The organism is Georgenia sp. Z1344, from assembly GCF_057652375.1.
The window spans coordinates 1771020-1797176 of the sequence record NZ_CM172728.1 but is presented as its reverse complement, the minus strand read 5'-3'; the positions used below and the strand labels follow the sequence as shown (position 1 = coordinate 1797176).

The following is a 26157-nucleotide window of genomic DNA, read 5'->3' as shown; positions in this document are numbered from 1 at the left end:
CGAGCGGTCGCTGTCACATCCAGCCTATGCCGCTGGGCCTCGGCCCCGCCGACCGCTCCTCGCCCGCCCAACCGCTCACCTCTCGCCAGATCACCCCTCGGAATGGCATGATCTCCCCAACCTGACGATCGGTTCACCTTTGGCGGACGGGCCCACGAGCCCCTCCGTCGGAACCGAGAAGGACGACACGACGAGGGAGTCGACGCATGACGGTGAGTGAGCGACCCGCGACCGGGCGGGGTCTGGACAAGGTGGTGGGCTCGGCGGCCGAGGCCGTCGCGGACATCGGGTCGGGGTCGTTGCTGGCGGTGGGCGGGTTCGGTCTGTCGGGCAACCCGTCGTCGTTGATCGACGCGCTGCTGGCGCAGGGCGCGGACGACCTCACGGTGGTGTCGAACAACTGCGGGATCGAGGGCGTGGGGCTCGGCGTGCTCCTCGGCGCGGGGCGGCTGCGGAAGATGGTCGCCAGCTACGTCGGGGAGAACAAGGACTTCGAGTCGCAGTACCTGGGCGGGACCCTCGAGGTCGAGCTCAACCCGCAGGGCACCCTCGCGGAGCGCCTGCGCGCGGGGGGTTCCGGCGTCGCGGCCTTCTACACGCCCACGGGCGTGGGGACGCAGTTCGCGCTGGGCGGCCTGCCGCAGGTGTACAACGCGGACGGGTCGGTGGCCAAGGCGTCGGCGCCCAAGGAGACGCGGACGTTCGTCGTCGACGGGGAGCCTCGCTCGTACGTGCTCGAGGAGGCGATCCGGGCGGACTTCGCGCTCGTGCACGCGCTCGTGGCGGACCGGCACGGGAACCTCGTGTTCAACAAGTCCTCGCGGAACTTCAACCCGCTGGCCGCGATGTCCGGGAAGGTGACGATCGTCGAGGCCGAGGAGATCGTCGAGCCCGGGGAGCTTGACCCGGACGACATCCACCTGCCGGGGGTGTTCGTGCACCGCCTGGTCCACGCGCCGGCCACCGAGGGGTCGAAGCCGATCGAGAAGCGGACCGTGCGCACCGAGAACGAGGAGGCCTGACGAGATGGCGTGGAGCAAGGAGCAGATGGCCGCGCGGGCGGCGAGCGAGCTGAGCGACGGCGACTACGTCAACCTGGGGATCGGGCTGCCGACCCTCGTGCCGAACTACCTCCCCGCGGGCGTGGAGCTGAGCTTCCAGTCGGAGAACGGGATCCTCGGCGTCGGGCCGTTCCCCTACGAGCACGAGGTCGACCCGGACCTCATCAACGCGGGCAAGCAGACCGTGACGGTGCTGCCGGGCGCGGCGTTCTTCGACTCGGCGATGTCGTTCTCGATGATTCGCGGCGGGAAGATCGACGTGGCGATCCTCGGCGGCATGCAGGTCTCGGCCGGCGGGGACCTGGCGAACTGGATGATCCCGGGGAAGATGGTCAAGGGCCCGGGCGGCGGCATGGACCTGGTCCAGGGCGCGCGCCGGGTCGTGGTGCTCATGCAGCACCAGAACAAGGCCGGCGAGCCGAAGATCCTGCCTACCTGCGACCTGCCGCTGACCGGCACCGGCGTGGTCGACCGCGTCATCACCGACCTCGGCGTCCTCGACGTCACCGACGACGGCCTCGTCCTGATCGAGCTCGCCGACGGCGTGACCGTGGACGAGGTCGTGGCCGCCACCGGCGCCGACGTCACCGTGGCCGAGCACCTGCGGGCCACGGCATGAGCGCGGCGAGCACCGTAGGCGCGTCAGGGCCGGAGAGCACGGACACGCGCACGACGACGACCGGCGCCGCCCAGGGGGCGGGCGCCTCGCCGGACGACGTCGTGGTCGTGGGCGCGGCACGCACGCCGTTCGTGCGGTTCAACGGTCAGCTGGCGACCCTGTCCGCCGTCGAGCTGGGTGCCACGGCGATCCGCGCGGCGATGGGCCAGGCGGGCGTGTGCGGGGAGGCCGTCGACGTCGTGCTCATGGGCCAGGTGCTCCAGGCCGGTGCGGGGCAGAACCCGGCGCGGCAGGCCGGGCTCGCGGCCGGGGTCCACCCGGGCGCGCACGCGACGACGATCAACAAGGTCTGCCTGTCCTCGCTGGCCGCGATCATCGACGGCGCCCGGCTCATCCGCCTCGGCGAGGCCGAGGTCGTCGTCGCCGGCGGCCAGGAGTCGATGTCCCAGGCCCCCCACCTGCTCGGCGGGAGCCGCAAGGGGTGGGCGTACGGGGACCGCACCGCGGTCGACCACCTCGCCCACGACGGCCTGACCGACGCGGCCTCGGGCAACGCCATGGGGCTGGACACTGACCGCTACAGCGCGGCCGACCACCCGGGCCTCACCCGCGAGCAGCAGGACGCCGTGGCCGCGGCCTCGCACGAGCGGGCGGCCGCCGCCCAGGAGTCGGGCCGGTTCGACGCCGAGATCGCGCCGGTCACCGTCACGGGCCGCAAGGGCGACACGGTCGTCGACGCCGACGACGGGCTGCGCGCCGGCACCACCCCCGAGTCCCTCGCGCGGCTGCGGCCGGCCTTCACGCCCGAGGGGTCGATCACCGCGGGCAACGCCTCCCAGATCAGCGACGGCGCGGCCGCCCTGGTCCTCGCCCGCAGGTCCACCGCCGAGGCCAACGGGTGGGCGGCCCTCGCGACCGTGCGCGCCTCCGGCCAGGTCGCCGGCCCGGACTCCTCGCTGCACGACCAGCCCGGCAACGCGATCGCGGCCGCACTGGAGCGGCAGGGCTGGGGGGTCGACGACCTCGCCCACGTCGAGATCAACGAGGCCTTCGCCGCGGTCGCCGTCGCCAGCGCCGGCGTGCTCGGCCTGGCCCCCGACGACGAACGGATCAACCCCCACGGCGGGGCCATCTCGCTCGGCCACCCCATCGGCGCATCCGGTGCGCGACTGGCCGCGCACGCCGTGCACGAGCTCGTGCGCGCCGGGACCGGCCGCGCGGCCGTGGCCCTGTGCGGCGGCGGCGGGCAGGGCGACGCGCTGCTGCTCGAGCGCTGAGCGGGGCGCGGGGCAGGTCGGCTCAGTCGCTGCCAACCTGCTCCGCGACCCACTCGAGCTGCGCCTCGAACCCGGCCTGCGTGCCGTCGAGCATCCCGCCGAGGAACGGGACCGCGACGCCGGTGAAGCGCTCGCTCTGCACGATCTGCGTCCCACCGTCGACCTCCTCGAGCTCCCAGACGTGCACTCCGTCGACGATGCCGCGGACCCCGAACGTCCCGCGCCAGCGCAGCTCCTCGCCGGGGCTCACCTCGAGGACGACGGGCGAGAAGTCCATCGCGTCGCCGTCGACGGGCTGCACCGTGATGCCGAGGGTCGCGCCCTCGACGAGCTCGCCGTCGAGCCGCACGAGGAACGGGTCCCCGGTCCGGTCGGGTCGGGTGAGGACCTCCCACACCTCCTGCGGCGAGGCGTCGACCCAGCGCTCGGCGCGCACCTCGCGAGCACCGACCAGGCCGGTCCCGGTGAGGACGGCGCCGGCCACGACCGCGACGGGGATGGCCACCGCAAGGAGCCGTCGCACGGGTCGCGTGGATCCGCCCCGCCCTGCCCTCGCGCTGGTCCGGTGACCGTCATCGCCCACTTGCGACAACTGTCGCATCTCGCTCATGCGACAACTGTCGCAGTAGGGTGCGAGCATGTCAACAGACCCGCGTCCCTCCCCCACGCGCCGGACCGCGACGCCGGAGCTCGTGCGCGCCGCCGTCATGGCCCTGCTGCAGACGGGCGGCTGGCCGGGCGTCACGCATGCCGCCGTCGCCGCCCACGCCGGCGTCCACCGCGCTACCGTCTACCGCCGGTGGCCCAGCCGGGCCGACCTCCTGCTCGAGGCGATCACCGACGCCGCGAGCCGACAGATCGACGCCGAGGCGACCGACGACCCCCGGCGCGACCTCGCCGCGCTCCTGCGCCGCACCGCGGATGGCGTCACGCGCTATCGGGTGGTCATCGACGCGCTGCTCGGAGCCCGCGCCGAGTCCGACGAGGTGAACGTCGTCGTCGGGCAGTGGTTCGACGCCCGCGAGGCGGGTTTCGGCGCCCTGCTCGCGCACCATGCCGACCGCCTGCCGGGGGTTCCGGACCACGTCCCGCACGCCTTCACGCTCGGCATGGGTGCGGTCTGGGGTCAGCTCGTCCTCCGTCGTCGACCGGCCTCGAGCCTCGACGCCGATGCCGTCGCCGCAACGCTCGTGCAGGCGCTCACGACACCGACGACGTCCACCTGACGAACGCACCCGTGATTCCAACCGCTGCAGACCCGCCCGCTGTCGCAGATCCCTGAGACGATCCGTCGGTGCCCGGATACGCAGTCATCGACCTCGAGACGACGGGGTTCTCCCACCGCAACGACCGGATCATCGAGATCGCCGTCGTCCATCTCGACGACGACGGCAGGCGGGAAGCCGAGTTCGAGACCCTGATCAATCCGATGCGGGACCTCGGGCCCCAGCACATCCACGGGATCCGCGCCTCCGACGCACGCCTCGCGCCCGAGCTGCACGCCGTCGTGCCGACCATCGTCGATCTTCTCGCCGGCAGGACGCTCGTCGCCCACAACGCCGGCTTCGACGTGCCGTTCCTCGCGGCACAGCTGGCCCGCATCGATGTGCCCGTCGCTCTGTCGACCTCCGGAGCGCTGTGCACGAAGGTGCTCGCGGGAACGTTCCTCGCGGGCGTCCGGCCGTCGCTGGAGTCGTACTGCGACGAGTACGGGATCGCGATCGACGGTCACCACCGAGCGCTCGCCGACGCGCGCGCGACCGCCGATCTCCTCTGGCGCTACGCGGACGAAGGCGCACGCGAGCTCCCGTACTGGCGCTCCGCACAGGGCGTCGCTGGTCGGACGGCCTGGCCACGTCTCGACGGAGTACGTGTCACCCCCGTCGTGCGAGGCGCGGGCTCCCGCTCCGCGGGCGTGCCCACCGGGACCGGCGACCTCGAGTCGGCGGCAGTGCCGAACGACGGATCGTCGCCGCAGGAGTCCGAGCACTTTCTCGCGCGCATCGTCGACGAGCTGCCCGAGCTCGGTCGGACCGAGGCCGAACGCACGTATCTCGCGACACTGGACCGCGCACTGGCGGACGGAGTGCTCACGCATGCCGAGCGCCTCGAGCTCGGTGAGGTCGCCCGCATGTGCGACCTTGCACCGGCGACCGTCGCCCGGATGCACGTGGATCACGTCGAGGCGATGGCGGTCACGGCCTGGGAGGACGGCTACGTGACCGAGAAGGAACGTGTCGACCTCCGCCGGGTGGCACGAATGCTCGAGGTGCCCGAGGCGAAGGCTGCCCTCTCGCTTCTCAACCCCCCGGAGCAGTCGACCGTTCCGTGGGGCGGGGAAGGTGGTGCCACGACCTCGCCGGCCCGACAGGTGTCGTCGAGCCCGGCGGCGACTCCGCAAGGTGCGACGCCGGATGCCGGAGCCTCACCGTCGGTGACCCTGGCTGCCGGCGACCGCGTGGTCTTCACCGGCCAGATGCGACGTGGACGTGACGAGTGGGAGGCCACCGCCGCCAAGCGGGGCCTGATCCCCGCCCACGGGATCACGAAGGCGGTACGACTGCTCGTCGCTGCCGACCCGGACACTCTCTCCGGAAAGGCGCGAAAGGCCGAGAAGTACGGCATCCCGATCGTCGACGAGCGCACGTTCGAGGACATGCTCGAGGCCCTGGCAGGCTGACCGACCTCGGGATTGCCGCTTCACGTCCGAGACTTCCACAACGCTCAGTACTTGCGCACCGGTCTCGAACTGGACAACCTGGACCGATCCCCCTACGACCGCGACGAACGGAATGACGTGACGACGAACGAGCCAGGCACGCCGCCCACCGGCGCACCCACGGCCGACGACACAGCCACCACCGACCACACGATCGCGCTCCCGGGCGTACCCGACGACCTCCCCGAGACGGTCCATCTGCCCAGCGAGGTGCTGATCGCGGACGACGACTCCGACGACGAGATCGCCGACAAGCTCCGCGCCCACGGCGTCCGCATCGGGTGGGGACTCGTGGCGCCCCGGGTGTTCTGGCCCGCGCTCGTGGTCATCCTCGCGGTCGCGATCATGGCCGTGACCCTCCCGGACACCACCAGCGACGTCTTCACGAGCGTCCAGACGTGGATCACGACGAACCTCAGCTGGTACTACATGCTCGCGGTCGGCGCCTTCGTCGTCATCGCGATCGGCATCGGGCTGTCGAAGTACGGCCGCATCACGCTGGGCCACGACGGCGAGAAGCCCGAGTTCGGTCTCCTGTCCTGGTTCGCGATGCTCTTCGCCGCCGGCATGGGTATCGGCCTCGTCTTCTACGGCGTCGGCGAGCCGCTGACCTTCGCCACGACGGAGCCGAAGCCCGGCTGGAGCGGTGACGAGGCCGAGATGTCGGCGCACGCGATGGCCCAGACGTTCCTGCACTGGGGCCTGCACCCCTGGGCGATCTACGCCGTCATCGGCCTCGCCCTCGCCTACGCGATCCACCGCCGTGGCCGCCCGGTCTCGATCCGCTGGGCCCTCGAGCCCCTGTTCGGCGACCGGGTCAAGGGCTGGACGGGCGACATCATCGACATCCTCGCCATCTTCGGCACCGTCTTCGGCGTCGCGACCTCGCTCGGTCTCGGCGTCGGTCAGATCTCCGCGGGCATGGCCGGGATCGGCATCGTCGACGAGGTCGACAACACGCTGCTCGTCATCCTCATCATCGGCATCACCTTCCTCGCCACGCTCTCCGTCGTCAGCGGCCTCGGCGCCGGCATCAAGATCCTGTCCAACGTCAACCTCTCGATCGCCGGTCTGCTGCTCATCAGCCTGCTGCTCCTGGGCCCGACCGTCTTCCTCCTGCAGAACTTCGTCGAGTCGCTCGGCGCCTACCTCGCCGGGGTCATCGGCATGACGTTCGACGTGGGCGCCTACTACCGCGGCGAGGGCGCCTCCACCTGGTACCAGGACTGGACGATCTTCTACTGGGGCTGGTGGATCTCCTGGTCGCCCTTCGTCGGCGTGTTCATCGCCCGCATCTCGCGCGGCCGGACGGTCCGTCAGTTCATCGCCGGCGTCCTGCTCGTCCCGACGATCGTCGGCTTCCTCTGGTTCTCCGTCCTCGGCGGGACGGGTCTGTTCCGGCAGTTCTTCGGCGAGGGCGACCTCGTCGAGAACGGCGAGGTCGGCGTCGAGGCAGTTCTGTTCCAGGTGCTCGGCGACCTGCCGATGGGCCAGGTGTTCTCGATCGTCGGCATCCTGCTGGTCGCGATCTTCTTCATCACGTCCTCGGACTCCGGGTCCCTCGTGGTCGACATGCTCGCGTCCGGCGGGCACCCGAACCCCCCGGTCTGGTCGCGCGTGCTGTGGGCGGCGCTCGAGGGCCTTCTCGCCGCCGCGCTGCTCCTCGCCGGCGGGCTCGGAGCGCTGCAGTCGGCGGCGCTCGCCACCGCCCTGCCGTTCAGCATCGTCCTGCTCCTCATGGCGTGGGCGACCATCCGAGCACTGCGCATCGACTCCCAGATCCTCGAGCGGGAGGAGCTCATGCAGCGCATCGGCACCGCCAGCGAGCTCACCCGCATGGAGATCGCCGGGAAGATCGACAAGCTGCCCCAGCTCGAGCGGTTCGTCGACAACCGGATCGACTACCGGATCTCCCGCAGCCGGGGGATCTTCGACCGGCGCGAGGGCGGCCCTGCCCGGAGCTCGAGCGGCGGCAAGGAGCGTCGCGAGGACGACGGCAGGGAGCGCGGCAAGGGTCGGCGCGGGAAGTCTGACGGCTGACGGTCGCGCGTTCCGGGCCGGGTCGGACCTCCTCGGGGTCCGGCCCGGCCCGTCCGGTTCAGAGCAGCTCGCGCACGAGCGCGAACAGCGCGACGAGGACGATGATGCCGCGCAGCACGACGGACGGCAGACGCTTCGCGACGTCGGCCCCGAGGTAGCCACCCACGAGCGAGCCGACGCCGATCGCGGCCGAGGCGACCCACACGACGTCGGCGTCGCCGGTGAAGAACGCGACCGTGTAGAACAGCGCCGCCACGAGGTTGACGATGACGCTGAGGAAGTTCTTCACGCCGTTGACCTCCGCGAGCGGCTTCCCGGTGAACGACCCGAGGATGCCCATGTAGAGGATCCCCTGGGCGGCCGTGAAGTAGCCGCCGTAGATCGAGGCGCCGAACATCGAGGCCTGGAGGCCGCGCGAGCCGTACGGTCCGCGGTCCTGCCGCGCGAGGGTGTCGCCCGCGGCCGCGCGACGCTCACGCCGGCGACCGACCGCGCGCACGATCACGGGCTGGAGCACGACGAGCAGGATCGCGGCGACGATGAGGAACGGGACGACGACCTGCAGCGCCCCGGGCGGCGAGACGAGCAGCATCGTGGCGCCGACCGCCGCGCCGAGCGCGGACATCAGCATGAGAGGCCTGAGGGACGGCCCCTCCTTCGCCAGGTCCTTGCGGTAGCGCAACGACCCGCCGACGGCGGAGAACAGGATGCCGATCGTGTTCGTCACGAGCGCCGACGCCGGCGCGAACCCGAGCGAGAGCAGGGCGGGCAGCGTGATGAGAGACCCCGAGCCCACGGCGCCGTTGACGGCGCCCGCCGCCACCGCCACCACGGCGAGCAGCGCCAGCTCGGTCAGTTCCATCGGTCCTCCGGGTCGATCCCGACGCACACCGTAGTCCGAGCCGGGATCCCGCCCCGTCAGTGCCCGCGGAAGGCCTCCTGCAGCCACCACGCGCCGCCGTCGTTCGCGATCTTCGCGTCGACGACGAGGGGCCGGTCCCGATCACCGGTCACCCACTCGCGCACCGCCTCGAGATCGCCGACCCCGCGCACGACGACACCCTCGGCACCGAACCCGCGGGCGATCGCGGCCACGTCGACGTCGGGGAAGGTCACGGTCGACATGTCGGCGCCGGTCGGTCCGTCGTCGTCGACCCCGAAGTGGTGGACCTCGGCGCCGTAGGCGGCGTCGTCGTAGACCACGACGACGAGGGGCAGGCGCAGCCTGACCGCGGTCTCGAGCTCGGCGACGGCCATGAGGAACCCGCCGTCGCCGGTGCCGAGGACGGGCAGCCGGTCGGGGCGGGCGAGGGCGGCGCCGATCGCCGTGCCGAGGCCGAGCCCGATCGACTGGAAGGCCTGGGTGAAGCAGAAGCCGTTCTCGTCCGGGACGGACAGGTACTGGCTCGGGTAGCCCATGAAGTTGCCGGAGTCGATCGAGACGATCCGCTCGGCGGGCAGCAGGTCGTCGAGCGTGCGGGTCAGGGTCCGGGCGTCGATCCGCTCCCCCGTCGAGGCGTCCTCGAACGGGACGTCCCGCCAGCGCGAGCCGAACGCGATGCGGGCCCGGACCTCGTCCGTGCGGTAGCCGGTCCGGGTGGTCCCGCGCCGCTCGAGCTCCTCGGTCACGGCCGTGGCGGTCTCGGCGGCGTCGCCGAGCACGCCGAGGTCGATCGGCCGGTTCGCGCCGAGGGCCTCGTCCTCGACGTCGACCTGGACCACCGTCGTGCCCCGCGAGATCAGCCGCCCGTGGCGCATCGTCCACATGTTGAGGGTGCAGCCCACGCCGACGACGAGGTCCGCGCCGGCGATGTGGTCCGCCGTCGTCGGCGAGGAGAAGCCGCCCGAGATCCCCAGGTCGAACGGGTCTCCCTCGAACAGGCCCTTCGCGACGGCCGAGGTGGCGAGGAGGGCGCCGGCGCGCGCCGCGAGGAGACGGAGCTCCGGCCCGGCCCCGCGGGCGCCGCGGCCCGCGACGAGGACCGGCCGCTCCGCCCGCTCGAGGAGGTCCGCCAGGCGGACGACGGCGTCACCGGACGGCCGGACGGCCTGCGGGGGTGCGACGTCGAGGAGGGTGGGGTCGACCGGCGGGGCGGGCTGGGCCTGGACGTCGAGGGGCAGGTTGAGGACCACCGTGCGGCGCTGGTTGCGGGCGGTGCGGAACGCGCGGACGACATCGGTCAAGGCGCTCGCGGCGGAGTGGACGCGGTCCGGGACGGCTCCGCCGGAGCGGGCGAGGCCCGGCTGGTCCATGGCGAAGTTCGAGCGCACCGCTGCGGGCGCGGTCTCGGCGGCGAGCACGATCATCGGCGTCCGGGACTTCGCCGCCTCGACGATCCCGGTCACCGCGTTCGTCAGCCCGCAGCCCTGGTGGACCGAGACGAGGGCGACCTGGCCGGACATGCGTGCGTACGCGTCGGCCATGACGGCGGCGCCACCCTCGTGCCGGCTCGCCGTGAACGGCACGCCGTAGGTCCGCAGCGCGTTCGTCACGTGGAAGTTCCCCGAGCCGACGACGCCGAAGCAGTGCCCGGCGCCCAGCCGCGCGAGGGCCCACCCCACGAGGTCGGCCACGGTCGAGCCCGCGGGGAGGTCGGGTGCGCTGATCGGATCCATCGGGGACCGCCTGTCGTCGTCGGGGGCGTGGGGTGGACGGGCCGCCCGTGGGCGGTCGCGCCTCGTGGCCTGTGAACTTGTGAGACGGGGGAGCCACGGGGACCGCCCCGCCCTATGGTGACGCGTGTCGCACAGTGCCGTGCCCGCGTTCGCGGGACGGACACACCTCACCCCCCGGAGGAGATCCATGTCCGAGCAGCGGGAGCTCGTCAGTCCGACCGAGCTCCATCCGACCCCGGGCTTCAGCCACGTGACCGTCGCGCCCCCCGGTCGCACGATCTACGTGGCCGGCCAGGCCGCCCTCGCTCCCGACTTCTCGATCATCGGTGGCGACGACCTCCGCGAGCAGACCGTCGCCGCCATGCGCAACCTCGAGATCGCGCTGGCCTCGGTCGGGGCGGGCCTCGAGCACGTGGTGCGCCGCACCGTCTTCACGACCCGGCCCACCGAGCACGCCGTCATCACCGACGGCATCGAGGAGGTCCAGGGCTCGAGCGAGCACCCGGCGCAGTCGATCGTCGGCGTGACGGGGCTGGCCGTGCCCGGCATGCTCGTCGAGATCGAGGTCACCGCCGTGGTGCCCTGAGCACCGCGGCACCGCAGCACCGCAGCACCGTCCTGTCCGGGCCCGTCCGCCCGCACCGTCCCGTCCGCGCACCGGCACCAAGGAGATCCGCATGACCGAGCAGGCCCGCCCGTCCGTCCTCGCCGCCCTCACCGAGGCGCTGACCTCCGGTGCGGTCGAGATCGTCGACCTCACCGCCCCGTTGACGAGCTCGACCCCGATCCTCGAGCTGCCCGAGCAGTTCGGGCAGACCGCCAGGTTCGAGCTCGAGGAGATCAGCCGCTACGACGACCGAGGGCCGGCCTGGTACTGGAACAACTTCCGCACCGGCGAGCACACGGGCACGCACTTCGACGCCCCGAACCACTGGGCGAGCGGCAAGGACGGAGCGGACATCGCCTCGGTCCCCGTCGGCGCGCTCGTGGCACCGGCGGTCGTCCTCGACGTCACGGCGGAGGTCGCTGCGGACCCCGGGTACGTGGTCGGGCGCGAGCAGGTCGAGGCGTTCGCGAAGGAGACCGGGCTGCCGAACGGTGGCTGGCTGCTCGTGCGGTCCGGCTGGTCGTCGAGGCAGACCCAGGAGGAGATGATCAACCGGACCGAGGACGGCCCGACGTCCCCGGGGCTGTCGGTCGAGGCGGCGCGGTGGGTCGCCGAGGAGACGCCGCTGCAGGGGCTCGGCGTGGAGACCGTCGGGACCGACGCCGGGGCGGCCGGCGGGTTCGACCCGCTGTTCCCGTGCCACCACTTCTTCCTCGGCAACGGCAAGTACGGGCTCTCCCAGCTGCGCAACCTCGACCTGCTGCCGACCACCGGGGCCGTGATCGTCACGTCGCCGCTGAAGATCGTCGGCGGGTCCGGGTCCCCGACGCGCGCGCTCGCTCTCGTCGAGCGCTGAGGCGCGTCGAGGTCCGACGGCGGGGCGGGCGAGCCGGACGGGGCCGGGCTGGGCCGATCGTCGTGGCCGAGAGTGCGGTTCGGAGCCCCGCGTACCGTGGTGGCATGCCCGACGGACACCTCCTCTTCGACGGCGACTGCGGGATCTGCACCCGGCTCGCCGCATGGCTCGGCCGCCGCGGTCTGGGCTGCGGGATCGAGCCGATCCGGCCGGCGCGCCTGGCGGAGCTCGGGGTCGATCCTGACCGTGCGACGCGCGAGATCCCGTTCGTCCTTCCGTCCGGCGAGATCCGGTACGGCGCCCGGGGCATCGCCGCCGCGCTCGCGACGGGTCCCGCCTGGCTGCGCGCGGCCGGGGCCGTGATCGACGCCCGACCACTTCGACCGGCCGCGGCGTGGGTCTACGGCCTCGTCGCACGGAACCGCGGACGGCTGCCGGGCGGCACCGCGGCGTGCGAGCTGCCCGCGGGCGTCGGCGGTCGCAGCGCCGACCTCACAGGTCAGGTGCCGACCACACCGACGCCGTCGGCTGCGTCAGCGCACACCGTGTGAGGTCGGGGGTACGGGAACCCCGGTCGCCCGACGGCGCCCCGGATCGTCACCCCACGGTCGCCCGTCCGAAACGTGAACGATTCGTCCGCGTTACCGACGGCGCTCCTGGTGACTCGGTTCACCGCCTGTTGGTGCGCTGGGTCCTTACCCCCGGCGGCCGGACCCGGAACACTGGAGGCATGAACACGCCCCACCTGCCCTCCTTCGACGAGGTCAAGCCCGTCGACAGCTGGCTCACCGACATGGACGGCGTTCTCGTTCACGAGGAGAGCGCCCTGCCCGGCGCTGTCGACTTCATCGACGCGCTCAAGAGTGCCGACCTGCCCTTCTCCGTGCTCACCAACAACTCGATCTACACCCCGCGCGACCTGCGCGCCCGTCTGCTCGCCTCGGGCCTGGACATCCCCGAGGAGTCCATCTGGACCTCCGCCCTCGCGACCGCCGAGTTCCTGCGCACGCAGCGCCCCGGCGGCACCGCCTACGTCATCGGCGAGGCCGGCCTGACCACCGCCCTGCACGAGGCCGGCTACACGATCACCGAGCGCGATCCCGCATACGTGGTGCTCGGCGAGACCCGTACCTACTCGTTCGAGGCCATCACCCGCGGCATCCGACTCATCGAGAACGGTGCGCGGTTCATCGCCACCAACCCGGACGTCTCGGGCCCCTCGCCCGCCGGCACGCTGCCCGCGACCGGCTCCGTCGCCGCCCTCATCACGGCGGCCACCGGCCAGACGCCCTACTTCGTGGGGAAGCCCAACCCGCTGATGATGCGCTCCGCGCTCAACCGCCTCGACGCCCACTCGGAGTTCACCGTCATGGTGGGCGACCGGATGGACACCGACGTGAAGTCGGGCCTCGAGGCCGGCATGCGCACGATCCTCGTCCTCACCGGCTCCACGCGGCCCGACTTGGTCGACCGCTTCCCCTACCAGGCCACCCGGGTCCTCGACTCGATCGCCGACGTCGTCCCCCTCGTCGGGAAGCACGCCCGCATCGTGGCCGAGCCCACCGAGAAGCCCACCTCGCTCACCGACCGCCTCCGCGGCGTCAAGTAACCCCGAGCAACTCCCCCACCGCCCCCGCCCGACGGGCGCCCGAGCCACCGGCCGGGCGCCCGTCGTCGTTCCAGGCGCCGTCAGAGCTGGGCGGTGAAGTGCTCCGCCATCGCCGGGTGGTACTCGGCGAAGTCGACGGCCGTCGGATCGCCCCCGCTCTCGGCCGCGAGCAGACGGTCCATGTAGAACTCCCACCCCGGCCCGACGTCGCCGACCATCGCCGGGTCGAGGTCGAGGTGGGTGAGGGTGACGAAGCAGGCCTCGACGTCGGGCTGGAGGTCGATCGCGAGCTCCCAGGCACCCTCGCCGACCGAGCGCACGACGAACCGCTCGGGCGCCCGGCACTCGACGACGTCCATCGGCATCGTCGGGTGGCCCTCCTCGGCCAGCATCGTCACGTCGATGCGGCCCGACGCCGGATCGCCGTCGTAGGGCCCGTACCAGCGGGCCAGCCGGTCGCTCGTGGCGAGGTTGTACCAGGCCACCGACTGCGGGACCGGGAGGCGTCGGGAGACCACGAGGTGGACCCGCCCGGGAGTCGTGCCCGGCGTGACCGTCCCGGTCGCGCGGGGGGCCGGCAGCCCGGACGGCCGCACGGCGGCGCGGGCCTCGTCGAGCCGCTGCTGGGCGCGCAGGAGCCGGGGGTCGTCGGGCGCGAGCGGCGCTCCGTGGGAGTGCCCCGCATGGTCATCGGCACCGTGGGAGTGCGTGTCGTCGTGGCCGCCGGCCGCCTCGCCGTGACCGTGCGCGTCGCGGCCGTCCGGCGAACCCGGCCTGTCGTCGTCGGGGGGGCTCGCCGGGCGGGTGTTGTCGCCGTCGTGGGGCATGAGAGCACGCTAGCCGGGCGGGACGGGCATACGCTCGTCCGCATGAAGCACCGCTACCTCGGCCGTTCGGGCCTGAAGATCTCGGAGATCACCTACGGCAACTGGCTCACGCACGGATCCCAGGTGGAGAACGACGTCGCCTCCGCGTGCGTCCGCGCCGCCCTCGACGCCGGCATCACGAGCTTCGACACCGCCGACGTCTACGCGAACACCGCCGCCGAGTCCGTCCTCGGCGAGGCGCTGGCCGGCGAGCGCCGCGAGTCCCTCGAGATCTTCACGAAGGTGTACCACCCGACCGGGCCCAAGGGTCCGAACGACTCCGGGCTCTCGCGGAAGCACATCATGGAGTCGATCGACGGCTCGCTGCGCCGGCTGCGCACCGACCACGTCGACCTCTACCAGGCCCACCGCTACGACGTGGAGACGCCGCTCGAGGAGACGATGCAGGCGTTCGCGGACGTCGTGCGGCAGGGCAAGGCCCTCTACATCGGCGTGAGCGAGTGGACGGCCGAGCAGATCCGCGACGGCGTCTCGCTCGCCCACCAGCTCGGCTTCCAGCTCATCTCGAGCCAGCCGGAGTACTCGATGCTCTGGCGCGTCATCGAGGACGAGGTCGTCCCCACCTCCGAGGAGCTCGGCCTGTCCCAGATCGTGTGGAGCCCGATGGCGCAGGGCGTCCTGTCCGGCAAGTACCTCCCGGGCGCCGAGGCGCCCGCCGGGTCGCGCGCCGCCCACGAGTCGACGAAGAAGGCGATCTCCCGCTGGATGACGCCCGAGGTCCTCACCCGCGTCCAGGAGCTGCGCCCGCTCGCCGACGAGGCCGGGCTGACGATGTCGCAGCTCGCGATCGCGTGGGTGCTGCAGAACGAGAACGTCGCCGCGGCGCTCGTCGGCGCCTCCCGCCCCGAGCAGGTCACGGAGAACGTCAAGGCCGCCGGCGTCCGGCTCGAGCCCGAGCTCATGGCCCGGATCGACGACGCGCTCGGGGACGTCGTCGAGCGCGATCCCGCCCGCACCGCCGAGCGGACGCCCGCAGCCAGGCTCAGCTGATGGCGCGCGGTGCACCGGCACACGGACGCCCCCCGAGCAGCACCGGACGAGGGCACACCACCGCGATGACGGACCACCCCGGCCTGCCGCCCGAGCCACGTCGGCGCGCCCTCGCGGTCTCGCCCGTCTGGGCGGTGCTGGGGGCCGCCCTCGCGGCGGCGCTCGTCGGCCTGGTCACGGGCTGGGACGACTGGGGAACGGCCCGGACCGCGGTCGTCCTCGGCGGCGCCGTGGCGCTGTGGGCGGCCGGCACCGCGTACCTGCTGCTCGTCGTCGTCCCTCCGCAGCTCGCGGTGCGACGCGCGCTCATGGGTGACCACGTAGTGCGCACGTTCCCGCAGCGGCAGCTCGACCACGCCTACCGACGGCACGCACTCGTCGAGACGGGGCGATGGTGGCTCGTCCTGGACGGGAGCTCCGCGAGGTTCACGTGGACGGCGGGCGCGGACCGGATCGACTCCCCCGCCCTGGGCCTCGACCACCTGTCCGAGGCCGGTCGCGCCGCCCTCACCCGCGCGGCCGAGGGGTGCCGGAACGGAGAGGTCGGCTCCGCCCGGCCGGACGCCACGGCGGTGCCGGTGGACGGCCACCGAGTCGTCGACCTGCTGCTCAGCGGGGATCCCGCGGTCCTCGAGACGCTGCGGCCGTTCGTCCTCGACGTGCGCCGGCGCGCCCGCGAGCTCGGTCCGACCACCCGGTCATGAGCTCGGTCCGGTCGACCGCCGACGATGTCCTGACGACGTGTCACGGCGGGGGTCGGCGGTACGCACCGACCGACGCATCACCCCCGACGACGACGCACCCCCGGTCCGCCGACCGCTCAGTCCTGCGGCACCCCGGTCCGGGCCCCGCCCCCTCCGGCGGTCTCGCTCCCGACGCCGGGCATGTCCTCTCCGGCACCGCCGGGAACGTCCTCGCCATCGCCGCCGGGAACGTGCTCGAGGATGTCCCCGGGCTGGCACTGCAGGACCCGGCATATCGCCTCGAGGGTGCTGAACCGGATCGCCCTTGCCCGACCGTTCTTCAGCACGGCGACGTTCGCCGGCGTGAGCCCGACCAGGTCCGCGAACTCGCCCACGCCGAGCTTCTGCCTGGCCAGCTCGACATCGAGGCGCACGACGATCGCCATCAGATGACCCCCTCGAGCTCGGCCCGGTAGCCGGCCGCCTGCCGGAGCAGGCCACGCATGACGACCATGAGCAGGACCGGGAGGGCGGAGAGCACGACGACGCCGGTCAGCAGCATCGGGACGCCCGGGTCGCGCTCCGGCCCGAGAAAGACGAGCACGCAGACGTAGGCCGCGAGCAGCGCCACGAGCACCCAGGCGACCGCCAGTGCGACGACGATCGCGTCGACCCACCGGCGGGACTCCGAGCTGAAGATCCGGTCGCGCCGCACGAGCGTGAGCAGGCGCCAGATGCACACGACGACGACCTGGACGCACAGCAGCACGACGACGGCGACCGCCTGGGTCGGGATCCGGATGTGCAGCTCCTCCGCATCGTGCGCGAACGAGCCCGGCAACGAGAACACCTGGAGGACGGTGAGCCAGATGGTGGCGGCGACGAGGCCTGCGCGAAGGAGGGCGACAACCCACGTGACACGAAGCATGGATCGAGTATCGGCGCGAATCTATCGATAGGCAATAGATTTGCCCGCACGAATACACGAACCGTGGGCCACCTCTCATCACTGTCTGGGATAACGCAGTTCGACTCGATATCCTGGAGGTCCTTTATGAGGCCATCGACATCGACGATCGACACGAACCCACCCTCGACGGGGCCCGTCGAGATTCTCCCCCCGCAGCTCGCGCACGGCGCTGGCATGTGGCGCGTGGCGCGCGACTCGGGAGCCCTCGAGCTCAACACCTCCTACGCCTACCTGTTGTGGGCGCGCGACTTCTCGGCCACCTGCAGGGTGGCCCTGCTGGACGGCGAGGTGGTCGGCTTCGTCTCCGGCTACCTCCGGCCCGACGCCCCCGACCGCCTGTTCGTCTGGCAGGTCGCCGTCGACTCGCGGCTGCGCGGGCAGGGCGTCGCCGCGCGGCTGATCGACGAGCTCGCCTCGGCGCACCCGCAGGCCACCGCCCTCGAGACCACGATCACCGACGACAACGCCGCCTCCAACCGGCTCTTCGCGTCCTTCGCCGAGCGCCGCGGGGCGGAGCACCGCACGGAGCGGGGTTTCGACGTCGGGGACTTCCCCGACGGGCACGAGGCCGAGGTGCTGCACGTGATCGCCCCGCTGCACCCCGCCGCGACCTGACCCCCTCCGCGCCGCCGACGCGCGGCGCGACCGACCGGCCGTCCGGCGTCCGCCGCCCGCACCCACCGTCCGCCCGCCCCCTCGACCACGCCCGACCTCGCACCGCCTGCACCCCCGACACCGCATCGCACGACACCGATACAGGAGCGAAGATGACGACGACGACACCCCCCACGACAGAGCTCGAGTCAGAGGTCCGCAGCTACTCCCGCAGCTGGCCCACCACGTTCACCACCGCGACCGGCAGCACGATGACCGACGAGGACGGCCGCGAGTACCTCGACTTCTTCGCCGGCGCCGGAGCGCTCAACTACGGCCACAACAACCCGCTGCTCAAGAAGGTCCTCGTCGAGCACCTCACGTCGGACAAGGTCGTCCACGGTCTCGACATGTTCACCGACGTGCGCCGCGACTTCCTCCAGACCTTCCGCTCCCACATCCTCGAGCCGCGCGGGCTCGACCACCGCGTCGTGTTCCCCGGCCCGGGCGGCGCGAACGCCGTCGAGGCGGCGCTCAAGCTCGCCCGCAAGGTCACCGGCCGCGAGTCGGTCGTCAACTTCACCAACGGCTTCCACGGCATGACGCTGGGCGCCCTGTCCGTGACCGGCAACTCGATGAAGCGCGGGGGCGCGGGCATCCCGCTCGTGCACGCCACGCCGATGCCCTACGACGACTACTTCGACGACGAGTACCCGGACTTCCTCTACTTCGAGCGGCTGCTCCAGGACCTCGGCAGCGGGCTCAACGAGCCGGCCGCGGTCATCGTCGAGAGCGTCCAGGGCGAGGGCGGCATGAACGCCGCGCGTGCGGACTGGCTGCGCAAGCTCTCCGCACTGTGCAAGGAGCACGAGATCCTGCTCATCCTCGACGACATCCAGATGGGCTGCGGCCGAACCGGCGGGTTCTTCAGCTTCGAGGAGGCCGGGATCGTCCCGGACATCATCACGCTCTCGAAGTCCATCAGCGGCTACGGCCTGCCGATGGCGCTCACCCTCATCCGCCCCGAGCTCGACATCTGGGAGCCGGGCGAGCACAACGGCACGTTCCGCGGCATCGGCCCGGCCTTCGCGACCGCCACCGCAGCCATCAAGGAGTTCTGGGGCGACGACACGCTCGAGAAGTCCACGACGGCGAAGGGCCTCTACATCGAGGGCCGGCTCAACAGCATCGCGGCCCGCCACGAGGCCCACGGCCTGACGTCCAAGGGCCGCGGCCTGGCCCGCGGGATCCAGTTCGAGGACGCCGAGAAGGCCGGCGAGGCCTGCGCGCTGGCCTTCGAGCGCGGGCTCCTCGTCGAGACCTCCGGACCCATGAGCGAGGTCATCAAGTTCTTGCCGGCACTGACGATCACCGACGACGAGCTTGCCCGCGGTCTCGACATCATCGAGTCCTGCATCGACGACGTCCTCGCCGCCTGACCGACCGCGCTACCGTGCCGCCGGCCCTCGCGCCGGCGGCCGGGCAGTCGCGTCCGCGGCCGCACGTCGCACCACCGATCACCCGACACCTGAGACCTGGAGGTCCCCATGCTCGTCCGCACGATCGATGAGATCACCGACACCGACGCCGACATCAAGACGCCGAACTGGCGCAGCAAGCGCATCATCCTCGCCAAGGAGGGCGTCGGCTTCTCGGTGCACGAGACCACGCTGTACGCCGGGACCGTCAACGAGTTCTGGTACGCCAACCACATCGAGGCCGTCTTCATCACCTCGGGCGAGGGCGAGATCGAGGACCTGGCCACCGGCGAGGTGCACCAGCTCGCGCCCGGCTCGCTCTACCTGCTCAACGACCACGACAAGCACGTGGTCCGGCCGCGCACCGAGATGAAGACCGTGTGCGTGTTCAACCCGCCGGTCACCGGCCGCGAGGTGCACGACGAGAACGGCGTGTACCCGCTCATCACCGAGGACGCGGGCTGACCCAGCCCCCCTGCAGTACCGACGGCCGCCGGTCCCACCGCTCGGTGGGGCCGGCGGCCGTTCGTCGTGCTCCGTCGACAACTATCTTGACGTCGAGATAGTTGCGGTGGTGTGCTGGAGCCCCACCTGACGGAGGCACCGATGGCGCACACCTGGGATCCCGAGCTCTACGACGTCCATGCCGACGAGCGGGCCCGCCCGTTCGTCGACCTGCTCGCCCGCGTCCGCACGGACGGACCGGACGCGGAGGTGCGCTCCGTCGTCGACCTGGGCTGCGGACCCGGCGAGCTGACGCACGGGCTCACCCGCCGCTTCCCCTCCGCGCAGGTGGTGGGCGTCGACTCGAGCCCCGCCATGCTCGCCACGGCCGCGCGCCACTCGGGGCCCCGGCTGCGGTTCGAGCAGGCCGACCTGCGTGACTGGCTCACGTCCGCCGATCCGGTGGACGTCCTCGTCTCCAACGCCACCCTGCACTGGGTGTCGGAGCACCTCGAGCTGCTGCCGGAGCTGATCGCGGCCGTCCGGCCGGGTGGCTGCCTGGCCTTCCAGGTGCCCGCCAACAACACCACACCGATGCACGCGATCCGGCGCGAGCTGGCCGCGCGGCCGCCCTACGCGGAGCACGCGGCGGCGGCCGCCGGTCCCGTCAACCACGAGCCGGAGGAGTACCTGCGGGCGCTGACGGAGCTGGGCTGCGCCGTCGACGCCTGGTCGACGACCTACCTGCACGTGCTCACCGGCGAGGACCCCGTGCTGACCTGGGCGAGCGGGACGGCGGCGCGACCCACGCTCCAGGCGCTCCCCGAGCCGCTGCGTGAACGGTTCGTGGACGAGTACCGCGCGCGCCTGCGAGAGGCGTACCCGGCCACGGACCTGGGTGTGGTCATGCCGTTCCGGCGAGTCTTCGTCGGCGCGCGGCGGTCCGCCGCGGCCTGATCGTCACAGGACCCACGCGCCCCCATCATCGTGGGGGCGAGCCTCTCCACCTCGGTGCAACCCCGGCCCTGTGACTACCCGAGTTCGAACTCGGCGCGGCGGTCCTCAGGGACGAGGTCGAGATACTCGGCGCGGTTCTTGTCGATGAGCCGCCGCACGTAGGGGCAGTACGGCAGCACGCCGGCGCCGCGGGAGCGCAGGTCGGCGAGCGCCTCGTCGACGAGGTGGCGGGCCAGACCCGGGACGGATCGCTCCGGGTTGACCTCGGTGTGGGTGAGCGCGACGTCCGTGCCGCGCACCCGGTAGTCGATCCGGCCGAGCAGCTCGTCGCCGATCTCCACCACGTAGCGGCCGCCCTCGGCGTCGTTGCGGACCGTCGGCACCTGGCCGTCCACCAGCACGTCGTCACTCATCGCTCGCTCCTGTCGTCGTCGGTCGTTCGGTCTGCTCGTCGCGCCCCTGGGCGGCGGCCGAATCCTCGCGCGGCGGGAGCGCGTCGTGCCCGGACATGATCGAGATCCGGTTGAAGGCGCCGATCGCGATCGCCACCCAGACGATCGCGGCGACCTGCTCGTCGGTCAGTCCGCCGCGGCGCCCGGCACCGCCGCTCGCGGCCAGTGCGGCGCCGTGCGGCAGGTTCGTGGTCAGCTCGGCGATCTCGAGCGCGGCCCGCTCGACGTCCGTGAACACCGACGACTCCCGCCAGGTCGGCAGCAGGTCGAGCCGGTGCTGCGTGACCCCGGCGCGGCGCGCCCTCGGCACGTGGACGCTCAGGCATCGCGCGCAGCCGTTGATCTGGGAGACCCGGACGTCGACGAGCTCGACGACGTCGCGGCCGATCCCGACCGCCTCGGCCGCGTCGGTCGCCGCCTTCGCCATGCCGCTCGCGGCCCGGTACACGGGCCGGTGCGCCTGGGTGATGTCCACCGGCTCGGACACGCCCCGGCCCACCGCTGCTCCTCCGGTCATCACTGCTCCGTCCGTCCCACGACGGTCGTGGCGTTGGGGTTGCGCCTCGGCCGCAGACGCACGCCCGGGAGGTCGGGCGCCGGCAGCCACGCGCGCTCGCCGACATAACCCTCGACCCGGCCGAACAGCTCGCTTCCCGTGTACTCACCCGCCGGGTCCCCGCCGCCGTTCCAGGCGTCGCGCGCGGCGACGATCTCGTCGTGGTCCGCGCCGATGAAGTTCCACCACATGACGATCTCCTCCCGGAACGGCTCACCGCCGAGGAGGATGACGCGCGCGGGCTCGTCCCCGGTGCTCGCGAGCCGCAGCGTGTCGCCGCAGGGCGCGCGGAAGGCGAGCTCGGCCCGTTCGATCGCGACGTCGTCGACCTCGACCGCCCCCGTGTCGAGCAGGACCCCGTGCTCGAAGTCCGCACGGACAGGCAGGTCGACGACGGCGCCCGGCGGCAGCGTCAGCTCGGCCCCGAGCAGCGGGGTCGCCGTCGTGACGGGCGAGGCCTCGCCGAGCAGCTCGCCGATGAACACCGACACCGTCCCGGACCCACCCGGCAACGGCACCGGGGTCGGTGCGTGGTGCTGGAACCCGCGCGGGCCCGTGCGTGCCTCCCGCGGGAGCACGAGCCACAGCTGGACGCCGTGCAGCACCGTGGTGCCGGCGGTGGATACCTCCGAGTGGCAGATCCCGGCGCCCGAGGACATGAGGTTGAGCTCGCCGGGGCGGACCATCGCGTGCACGCCGGCGGAGTCGCGGTGCTCGACCTCGCCCGTGAACAGCCAGGACACGGTCTGCAGGCCGGTGTGCGGGTGCGGGGCGACGTCCATGCCGCCGGTGGCCGCGACGTCGTCGGGGCCGTAGTGGTCGGCGAAGCACCAGGCGCCGACGAAGCTGCGCTCGCGGCTCGGCAGCGTGCGGCGCACGGGCATCGCGCGCGGACCGCCGAGCGGGACCACCCGGGAGGTGATCACCTCGATACCGGGCGGGTCGTCCGCGGGGCACGACAGCAGCATCTCCGCCGGCCGGGTCTCCAGGTTGCTCACGGGCCACCTCTCCTCGATGCCCGGCGCCAAGGGCGCCGCGTGGTCCCATCGTGCGCGGGCGGGGGCCGATGGGCAACCAGGCGGGGGTGCGGACGCCCGGGAGGGCGCCCGCACGAACTGCCGGTGGCACCCGGCTCAGTCCGGTGCCATCCGGCTCAGTCCGGTGCCATCCGGCTCAGTCCGGTGCCATCCGGCTCAGTCCGGTGCCATCCGGCTCAGGTCGGTGCCATCCGGCTCAGGTCGGTGCCGTCCGGCTCAGGCCGGCGCCTCGATGGCGAACAGCTCGGCCTCGGTGTCGTAGTAGGCGGTCGTCCGACCCTCGTGCCGCATGCCGATCCGCCGGGCGACGGCCTGGGAGGCCGCGTTGTCGGGGTGGGTCACCGCGAGCACGCGGCGCACCCCGTGCGCCCACGCGTGGGCGAGGACCGCGCGCGCCGCCTCGGTCGCGTAGCCGCTCCCCCATCGGTCGGGGTGCAGGTGCCACCCGATCTCGAGGTCCCCCGACGGCGGGCGGGAGCGGTCCGGCGAGCTGGCCGGCAGGTCGACGAGCAGGACGGCGCCGACGACGGGTGCCGCCGGGGTTCCGACGTCGGAGGCATCGGTGATCGCCCAGATCCCGCGGGGGGCACCGCCGGCCATGCGGGTCTCCCACCGGGCGAGCCGCTCGATCGCGTCGGCGCGCGTGGCGAGCTCCGTCCCGGGTCCGCCGGACCACCGCACGACCTCCGGTCGCGAGTAGATGGCGAGCACGGTGCCGGCGTCGTCGGGCCCCCAGGCGCGCAGCGCGAGACGGTCGGTGACCATCGTGGGCAGAGGAGGACTCATCCGGCCACGGTAGGGCGCGGTGTCCACGTGAAATCAGGACCCGCTCCCGGCCGCGCCACGCGTAGGCTCAGGTCATGCCAACCGATCCGACGACGGACGGCCGTCTTCGTCGGGCATCGGGACGGCCGGACTGGGCGACCATCCCCAACCTCGTCACGCTGCTGCGCTTCCTCCTGCTCGGGCCCGCCTGCTGGGTGATCGTCGACGACCCCGAGGGCAGCTGGTGGCCCCCGGTGCTCGTCGGCGTCTGGGCCGTCACCGACTGGGTGGACGGTCTGCTCGCCCGTGCGCTGAACCAGCAGTCCCGGACCGGGGAGATCCTCGACCCGGTGGCGGACCGGATCGGCATCGCGCTCGTCGTCGTCGCCCTCGGTGTCGCCGATGCACTGAGCTGGGTGCCCGTCGCCGTCATCGTGCTCGTCGACCTCATCGTGGTCGCCCTCGCCGGGCGCGCCGCGCAGCAGGGGCGGATGCGCGTGACGTACGTGGGCAAGGCCCGCACCGCGGTGCTGTTCTTCGGCATCTGCGGCATCGTCCTCGGCATCTCGGTCTGGCCGGAGGCGATGACCGTGGGGCGGGTGCTCGTGTGGGTCGGCGCCGCGCTGCACATCTACTCCGCCACCCTCTACATCCGGGCCGCGCGGCTCGGGACCGGGCCGGCGGTGCGGCGGCCGGGCGGAGTCGAGGACCAGGCATGACGTGTCAGGCGTGAGCCTGTCCGAGTGACAGGAGCGAGCAGGATCGGGGACCAGACGTGAGCAGGCCGGGCGTGAGCAGGCCGAGCGGTCAGGACGGGATCGACGACCAGCTGGCCGGCGAGCTGGCGATGGACTCCGCCGAGCGCACGCGCCTCGTCCTCGGCGGCGGGGGCGACCGGCCCGACTCCGTGCGGCTGACCTGGCGTCGCGGAACCGAGCACGCCACCACCCCGTCGCTGGTGCTCGAGGAGCTGCCCGATCAGGCGCGCGAGATCCTCGCGGGGATCGGCGTCGATCCCGGGGACCCGAGCGTCCGACGCCAGGGGCTGTCGCTCACGCCGGAGGACCTGCACCTCCTCGTCTCGGGGCCGGACGCGCTGGCCGGTCCGGTCGGGATCTTCCTGCTCGACGTCGGCCGGCTCGAGCACGCGGCCCGCTCGGCCGAGGAGCGCGAGGCGGCCGCGCAGTCAGCGGCGGACGGCCCGGCGGGCGCGGGCGGGGGCGGGGGCGGCGCGGGCCCCACGCGCTCCGGGTCGAGCGGACGCCGCTCCTCTCGCGTGGCGCCGCTGGAGTGGATCCCGGGCCTGCTCGTGCTCGTCGCCGTCGGGCTGCTCGTCGGGATGATGGTGACCGGAGCCGGTGCGACGGCGACGGCCGTGCTCGCCGGCTGCCTCGCACTCACGGTGATCGTCACGGCTGTGGTCGGTTGGCTCGGGATGCGGCTCCGGTGGCGCCGACTCGCGGCGGCCCAGCTCCGCACCCCCAACCGCGCTGCGGTCGAGTCGACGACGACCGCGGCGCGCCACTACCGGACCGGCGGCCGCATCCAGGTCGGTGTCTACGGCGCGGTCGGGCTCTTCCTGCTCGTCGCCCTGACGCAGGACCGGGCGGGATGGTGGGTGCTGCTCCCGGCGGCGGTGCTCCTCGCCGTCGGGGCCGTGGTCATCGCTCTCGCCGTGCGCCGCGACGGCCCGCTCCATGACCGCGAGCGGGCCGAGGTCGAGCGCCGCGGGATCCGCGGGGTGCCGGGCGGCATCCACCTCGACGTGACCGAGCGCATCCAGCCCGATCCCCGGCACCTGCCGTAGGTCAGCCCGCCCGGGTGACCGCCCGTGCGGACGAGGCACCCGCCCGAACCTGGGAGACTTCCGCCATGGCGAGATCGACCGAGCGCGGCGCGGGCCGGGCGCTCCCCCACCCGGTGACGGCCGCGCTCCGTCAGCTGCTCGCGGCGGCCCTGGTCTCGGCGCTGCTCGCGGTGCTCGTCGTCGTCGGCGTCACGATGGGCGTGCGCCGGACATTCTCCGTCGATCCGGGCAACCTGCCGTCGGTGGCGGTGTGGATCGGCGTGGGCATCGGCGCACTCGTGCTCCTCGCTGCGATGGTCGGGATCTACCGTTCGGCGCATCTCCACCTCTACCTGCGTCGGCACGCCCGGCCGCCGCGCCGGAAGGGCTCGCCCCGCCGGCCCGTGCCGCGCATGACCGAGCGCCTGCTCGAGGAGATCGACGCCGGGGATCTCGGCACCGGCGACGCGCGGTTCCGCATGGTGGTGGTGGACCGGGGGTCGTTCGCCGTCGCGTTCATGACGCCGGGCTACCGCATCGAGACGACGCCGACGATCGCCCCCCTCCGCCTCGGCGAGCACGGCCGCACCGCCCTGGGCCACGTGGGCTGGCTCGAGCCGGAGCGCCGGACGATCGGGGCAGACGGCGACTGGCAGTACTTCGGCACGGAGTACACCGGGCCGGGGGCGCACCTCGCCGACAACCCGGGGATCCCCCTCGACGCCGGAAAGGTGGCCGTGCTCGTCACGAGCGGCGACGAGGCCCTCGCGGGGCCGGTCCGCGACCTCCTCGCGCAGGCGCGCGCGACCCGCTGAGCGGCGACGGCACGTCGAACGACGGCGCTGCGGCGCCGTGCGACGTGCCCCCGCGACGGCGAGCTGCGGACGCGTCCGGCCGTCCCCGGGACGGTCCGGAGTTCCTCAGCAGCCGTCCGGGCCGCAGGCGGGAGCGTCGTCGAGGCCGGGGAGGTCGAGGCCCCCGAGCGGGGTGAGCGGCGCGAGAGACGTGACCGGGGCGGGCGGCGACGGCAACGGGCTCGCCGACTCGTGCGGCGCCACGGTCGGCCTCTCGGCCGAGTCGGACGCCGGGTCGGAGGCCGGGTCCGCCGCCGATGCCGTGGCCGACGACGAGGCCCCCGCGGCGGCTCTCGTCAT

29 protein-coding genes and 1 pseudogene are annotated in these 26157 nt (G+C 72.9%); 19 read left to right on the top strand and 11 right to left on the bottom strand.

What is annotated here, in order from left to right:
- The first annotated feature begins 206 nt into the window (after positions 1–206).
- From AC24FB_RS08135 to AC24FB_RS08125, 3 genes are read left to right on the top strand one after another with little or no spacing between them, the layout of a single operon-like run.
- Positions 207–1022 carry a CoA transferase subunit A gene (locus AC24FB_RS08135; RefSeq protein WP_425713915.1) on the top strand — a complete coding sequence of 272 codons (816 nt, stop codon included), beginning with the start codon at positions 207–209 and terminating at the stop codon, positions 1020–1022.
- A gap of 4 nt (positions 1023–1026) precedes the next feature.
- The gene (locus tag AC24FB_RS08130; protein WP_425713916.1) at positions 1027–1680 is read left to right on the top strand and encodes a CoA transferase subunit B; all 654 of its coding nucleotides are present in this window, start codon (positions 1027–1029) and stop codon (positions 1678–1680) included.
- The gene (locus AC24FB_RS08125) at positions 1677–2957 is read left to right on the top strand and encodes an acetyl-CoA C-acyltransferase (RefSeq protein WP_425713917.1); all 1281 of its coding nucleotides are present in this window, start codon (positions 1677–1679) and stop codon (positions 2955–2957) included. The genes AC24FB_RS08130 and AC24FB_RS08125 overlap by 4 nt, the downstream gene beginning before the upstream one ends.
- 22 nt (positions 2958–2979) lie before the next feature.
- On the opposite strand, the gene AC24FB_RS08120 is transcribed toward AC24FB_RS08125, so the two are convergent.
- The gene (locus AC24FB_RS08120) at positions 2980–3462 is read right to left on the bottom strand and encodes an SRPBCC family protein (RefSeq protein WP_425713918.1); all 483 of its coding nucleotides are present in this window, start codon (positions 3460–3462) and stop codon (positions 2980–2982) included.
- A 133-nt stretch (positions 3463–3595) separates the two neighbouring features.
- Here AC24FB_RS08120 and AC24FB_RS08115 point away from each other — a divergent pair, with 133 nt between their 5' ends.
- From AC24FB_RS08115 to AC24FB_RS08105, 3 genes are all read left to right on the top strand, one after another.
- Complete coding sequence (locus tag AC24FB_RS08115; RefSeq protein WP_425713919.1) at positions 3596–4183, top strand: TetR/AcrR family transcriptional regulator; 588 nt, start codon at positions 3596–3598, stop codon at positions 4181–4183.
- Positions 4184–4251: 68 nt separating this feature from the next.
- Complete coding sequence (locus tag AC24FB_RS08110) at positions 4252–5637, top strand: exonuclease domain-containing protein (RefSeq protein WP_425713920.1); 1386 nt, start codon at positions 4252–4254, stop codon at positions 5635–5637.
- Positions 5638–5754: 117 nt separating this feature from the next.
- A complete protein-coding gene (locus tag AC24FB_RS08105; protein ID WP_425713921.1) occupies positions 5755–7716 on the top strand; it encodes a BCCT family transporter in 1962 nt (653 codons plus the stop codon).
- A gap of 58 nt (positions 7717–7774) precedes the next feature.
- Here the strand turns inward: AC24FB_RS08105 and AC24FB_RS08100 are convergent, their stop codons facing one another.
- Both AC24FB_RS08100 and AC24FB_RS08095 read right to left on the bottom strand, forming a co-directional pair.
- Positions 7775–8578 (bottom strand): sulfite exporter TauE/SafE family protein, encoded by an 804-nt coding sequence (locus AC24FB_RS08100; RefSeq protein WP_425713922.1) that lies wholly within the window; start codon positions 8576–8578, stop codon positions 7775–7777.
- 56 nt (positions 8579–8634) lie between these two features.
- Positions 8635–10332 (bottom strand): thiamine pyrophosphate-binding protein, encoded by a 1698-nt coding sequence (locus tag AC24FB_RS08095; RefSeq protein ID WP_425713923.1) that lies wholly within the window; start codon positions 10330–10332, stop codon positions 8635–8637.
- A 187-nt stretch (positions 10333–10519) separates the two neighbouring features.
- Between AC24FB_RS08095 and AC24FB_RS08090 the strand changes: the two genes are divergently transcribed.
- From AC24FB_RS08090 to AC24FB_RS08075, 4 genes are all read left to right on the top strand, one after another.
- Entirely contained in the window at positions 10520–10918 is a 399-nt protein-coding gene (locus AC24FB_RS08090; RefSeq protein WP_425713924.1) for a RidA family protein, read from the top strand.
- 91 nt (positions 10919–11009) lie between these two features.
- Positions 11010–11795, top strand: a complete 786-nt coding sequence (locus AC24FB_RS08085; protein ID WP_425713925.1) for a cyclase family protein — start codon at positions 11010–11012, stop codon at positions 11793–11795.
- Positions 11796–11899: 104 nt separating this feature from the next.
- A complete protein-coding gene (locus tag AC24FB_RS08080; RefSeq protein ID WP_425713926.1) occupies positions 11900–12346 on the top strand; it encodes a thiol-disulfide oxidoreductase DCC family protein in 447 nt (148 codons plus the stop codon).
- Between the two features lie 179 nt (positions 12347–12525).
- Positions 12526–13404 carry an HAD-IIA family hydrolase gene (locus tag AC24FB_RS08075; protein ID WP_425713927.1) on the top strand — a complete coding sequence of 293 codons (879 nt, stop codon included), beginning with the start codon at positions 12526–12528 and terminating at the stop codon, positions 13402–13404.
- Between the two features lie 80 nt (positions 13405–13484).
- Here AC24FB_RS08075 and AC24FB_RS08070 read toward each other — a convergent pair whose 3' ends face one another.
- On the bottom strand, positions 13485–14231 hold the full coding sequence (locus tag AC24FB_RS08070; RefSeq protein WP_425713928.1) for an SRPBCC family protein: 747 nt from the start codon (positions 14229–14231) through the stop codon (positions 13485–13487).
- Between the two features lie 42 nt (positions 14232–14273).
- Between AC24FB_RS08070 and AC24FB_RS08065 the strand changes: the two genes are divergently transcribed.
- Positions 14274–15281, top strand: coding sequence for an aldo/keto reductase family protein (locus tag AC24FB_RS08065; RefSeq protein WP_425713929.1), 1008 nt, complete (start codon positions 14274–14276; stop codon positions 15279–15281).
- Between the two features lie 65 nt (positions 15282–15346).
- On the top strand, positions 15347–15985 hold the full coding sequence (locus tag AC24FB_RS08060; RefSeq protein WP_425713930.1) for a hypothetical protein: 639 nt from the start codon (positions 15347–15349) through the stop codon (positions 15983–15985).
- A 224-nt stretch (positions 15986–16209) separates the two neighbouring features.
- On the opposite strand, the pseudogene AC24FB_RS08055 reads toward AC24FB_RS08060, so the two are convergent.
- Positions 16210–16410: pseudogene (locus AC24FB_RS08055) on the bottom strand (helix-turn-helix domain-containing protein); the annotation flags it as partial.
- Positions 16410–16892 carry a DUF2975 domain-containing protein gene (locus tag AC24FB_RS08050; protein WP_425713932.1) on the bottom strand — a complete coding sequence of 161 codons (483 nt, stop codon included), beginning with the start codon at positions 16890–16892 and terminating at the stop codon, positions 16410–16412. The gene AC24FB_RS08050 and the pseudogene AC24FB_RS08055, both read right to left, overlap by 1 nt.
- Before the next feature lie 126 nt (positions 16893–17018).
- Between AC24FB_RS08050 and ectA the strand changes: the two genes are divergently transcribed.
- The 4 genes from ectA to AC24FB_RS08030 all read left to right on the top strand — a co-directional run bounded on the left by ectA (position 17019) and on the right by AC24FB_RS08030 (position 20407).
- Positions 17019–17549, top strand: a complete 531-nt coding sequence (gene ectA, locus AC24FB_RS08045; protein ID WP_425713933.1) for a diaminobutyrate acetyltransferase — start codon at positions 17019–17021, stop codon at positions 17547–17549.
- 152 nt (positions 17550–17701) lie between these two features.
- Positions 17702–18967 (top strand): diaminobutyrate--2-oxoglutarate transaminase, encoded by a 1266-nt coding sequence (gene ectB, locus AC24FB_RS08040; RefSeq protein ID WP_425713934.1) that lies wholly within the window; start codon positions 17702–17704, stop codon positions 18965–18967.
- A gap of 108 nt (positions 18968–19075) precedes the next feature.
- The gene (locus AC24FB_RS08035; protein ID WP_425713935.1) at positions 19076–19471 is read left to right on the top strand and encodes an ectoine synthase; all 396 of its coding nucleotides are present in this window, start codon (positions 19076–19078) and stop codon (positions 19469–19471) included.
- Between the two features lie 141 nt (positions 19472–19612).
- A complete protein-coding gene (locus AC24FB_RS08030; RefSeq protein WP_425713936.1) occupies positions 19613–20407 on the top strand; it encodes a methyltransferase domain-containing protein in 795 nt (264 codons plus the stop codon).
- Between the two features lie 74 nt (positions 20408–20481).
- Here the strand turns inward: AC24FB_RS08030 and AC24FB_RS08025 are convergent, their stop codons facing one another.
- From AC24FB_RS08025 to AC24FB_RS08010, 4 genes are all read right to left on the bottom strand, one after another.
- A complete protein-coding gene (locus AC24FB_RS08025; RefSeq protein WP_425713937.1) occupies positions 20482–20820 on the bottom strand; it encodes a GNAT family N-acetyltransferase in 339 nt (112 codons plus the stop codon).
- Positions 20813–21376, bottom strand: coding sequence for a carboxymuconolactone decarboxylase family protein (locus tag AC24FB_RS08020; protein WP_425713938.1), 564 nt, complete (start codon positions 21374–21376; stop codon positions 20813–20815). Before AC24FB_RS08020 ends, AC24FB_RS08025 begins: the two co-directional genes overlap by 8 nt.
- Complete coding sequence (locus tag AC24FB_RS08015; RefSeq protein ID WP_425713939.1) at positions 21376–22413, bottom strand: pirin family protein; 1038 nt, start codon at positions 22411–22413, stop codon at positions 21376–21378. The genes AC24FB_RS08020 and AC24FB_RS08015 overlap by 1 nt, the downstream gene beginning before the upstream one ends.
- 255 nt (positions 22414–22668) lie before the next feature.
- Entirely contained in the window at positions 22669–23238 is a 570-nt protein-coding gene (locus AC24FB_RS08010; protein WP_425713940.1) for a GNAT family N-acetyltransferase, read from the bottom strand.
- 74 nt (positions 23239–23312) lie between these two features.
- On the opposite strand from AC24FB_RS08010, the gene AC24FB_RS08005 reads away from it, so the two are divergent.
- From AC24FB_RS08005 to AC24FB_RS07995, 3 genes are all read left to right on the top strand, one after another.
- Positions 23313–23936 (top strand): CDP-alcohol phosphatidyltransferase family protein, encoded by a 624-nt coding sequence (locus AC24FB_RS08005; RefSeq protein WP_425713941.1) that lies wholly within the window; start codon positions 23313–23315, stop codon positions 23934–23936.
- A gap of 71 nt (positions 23937–24007) precedes the next feature.
- Positions 24008–25024, top strand: coding sequence for a hypothetical protein (locus AC24FB_RS08000; RefSeq protein WP_425713942.1), 1017 nt, complete (start codon positions 24008–24010; stop codon positions 25022–25024).
- A 65-nt stretch (positions 25025–25089) separates the two neighbouring features.
- Positions 25090–25818, top strand: coding sequence for a hypothetical protein (locus tag AC24FB_RS07995; protein WP_425713943.1), 729 nt, complete (start codon positions 25090–25092; stop codon positions 25816–25818).
- Positions 25819–25923: 105 nt separating this feature from the next.
- On the opposite strand, the gene AC24FB_RS07990 is transcribed toward AC24FB_RS07995, so the two are convergent.
- Positions 25924–26157: a hypothetical protein gene (locus tag AC24FB_RS07990; protein ID WP_487560157.1), complete on the bottom strand. Its 234-nt coding sequence runs from the start codon at positions 26155–26157 to the stop codon at positions 25924–25926.